This is a genomic window from Mycobacterium szulgai (assembly GCF_002116635.1).
Taxonomy (GTDB): domain Bacteria; phylum Actinomycetota; class Actinomycetes; order Mycobacteriales; family Mycobacteriaceae; genus Mycobacterium; species Mycobacterium szulgai.
This window is the reverse complement of record NZ_LQPW01000058.1, coordinates 1-1,896: the sequence shown is the minus strand read 5'-3', so window position 1 is coordinate 1,896 and position 1,896 is coordinate 1. Positions and strand designations below refer to the sequence as shown.

Annotated in this window: 2 protein-coding genes; both read left to right on the top strand. The window is 64.9% G+C overall.

All coding sequences use genetic code 11. From position 1 onward, the window contains the following. The coding region (locus AWC27_RS11205; protein ID WP_139836916.1) for a M28 family peptidase at positions 1–506 on the top strand (506 nt) is incomplete at its 5' end. Further along, the gene (locus AWC27_RS11200) at positions 503–1,789 is read left to right on the top strand and encodes a D-arabinono-1,4-lactone oxidase (RefSeq protein WP_085670560.1); all 1,287 of its coding nucleotides are present in this window, start codon (positions 503–505) and stop codon (positions 1,787–1,789) included. The genes AWC27_RS11205 and AWC27_RS11200, both read left to right, overlap by 4 nt. Positions 1,790–1,896 lie beyond the last annotated feature (107 nt).

Below are 1,896 nucleotides of genomic sequence, written 5' to 3'. Positions count from 1 at the left end.
CGGTGGCATTGCTCGTCGCTTTGGCCGAACGGCTGCGCGAACGCCCGGTGAAAGGGGTCCGGGTGCTGCTGGTGTCGCTGGGCGCCGAGGAAATACTGCAGGGCGGAATCTACGGCTTCCTGGCACGTCACCGGCCTGAGCTGAACCCCGATCGGAGCTACTTTCTGAATTTCGACACGGTCGGCTCGCCAGAGCTGATCATGCTCGAGGGTGAGGGCACCACGATCATGGAGGACTATTTCCATCGGCCGTTCCGCGATCTGGTCATCCGCGCCGCCGAACGGGCCGGCGCACCGCTGCGCCGTGGCCTGCGCTCGCGCAACAGCACCGACGCCGTCCTGATGAGCCGTGCGGGCTACCCGACCGCATGCTTCTCGTCGTTTGACCGCCATAAGGAGCTGTCGAACTATCACCTCATGTCGGACACACCGGAGAACCTGATCTACGAGACGGTGATGCATGCGGTCACCGTCGCCGAATCCGTTGTGCGGGAGCTGGTGCGGTGAGCCCGAGGTGGGGCAACTGGGCCGGTGAGCAGTTCTGCGCGCCGTCGTCGATCATGCGGCCGGCCTCGGAGGCCGAGCTGGCCGACGTGGTGACGGCGGCTGCGCGCCGCGGTGAAAAGGTGCGCGCCGTCGGCACCGGCCACTCGTTCACCGACTGTGCGTGTACGGACGGGGTGATGATCGACATGTCCGCCCTGCAGCGGGTGCTTGACGCCGACCGGTCGAGCGGGCTGGTGACCATCGAGGGCGGCGCCAAGCTGCATTCGCTGGGTCCGCGACTGGCCGCGCACGGACTGGGGCTGGAAAACCAGGGCGACATCGATGCGCAGTCCATCACCGGCGCCACGGCGACCGCGACGCACGGGACCGGGGCACGGTTCCCGAATCTGTCGGCACGTATCGTCTCGCTGCGCCTGGTCACCGCGAGCGGCGAAATCATGACGCTGTCGGAGGGCTCCGACTACCTGGCGGCGCGCGTCTCGCTGGGGGCGTTGGGCGTGATCTCACAGGTCACCGTGCAGACCGTCCCGCTGTACACGTTGCATCGCAGTGACGAGCTGCGTTCGTTGCCCCAGACGCTGCAGCGACTCGACGAATACGTCGACGGCAACGACCATTTCGAGTTCTTCGTATTCCCTTACGCCGAAACGGCTTTGACGCGCACCACGCGCCGTAGCGACCAGGAACCGACCCCGACCCCGGCATGGAAGCGCAGGCTGAGCGAAGACTTCGAAAACGGGGGGTTGAGCCTGATCTGCCGAACCGGACGGCGCTTTCCGGCTGCGGCGCCCGGACTGAACCGGCTGATGACGAGTTTGATGTCGGATGCCACGGTGACCGACCGCGCCTACAAGGTATACGCGACCGAGCGCAAGGTCAGGTTCACCGAAATGGAATACGCGATCCCGCGTGAGCACGCAGCCGAAGCGATTCAGCGCGTGATCGACGTGGTGCGCCGTCGCAAGCTGCCGATCATGTTCCCGCTCGAGATGCGTTTCGCCGCGCCTGACGATGCCTTGCTTTCGACCGCGCACCGGCGCGATACCTGCTATATCGCGGTGCACCAATACACCGGCATGGAGTTCGAAACCTACTTCCGTGCCGTCGAACAGATCATGGATGAGTATGCGGGACGGCCACATTGGGGCAAGCGCCATTACCAGAGCGCGGCCACGCTGCGTGAGCGCTATCCGGAGTGGGACCGCTTCCTTGCCGTGCGTGACCGTCTGGATCCCAATCGCGTCTTCAGCAACGACTACACCCGGCGCGTGCTCGGCGATTGACGCCGGTGACGCCGTGATGCCGAAAAGCCCTATCTTTAGGGACCAAAGTCATTGGCTGCCAATAAGGTAGTGACCTGCGCTGCAGTGCGTCGTAGGTTGGTGCGTGG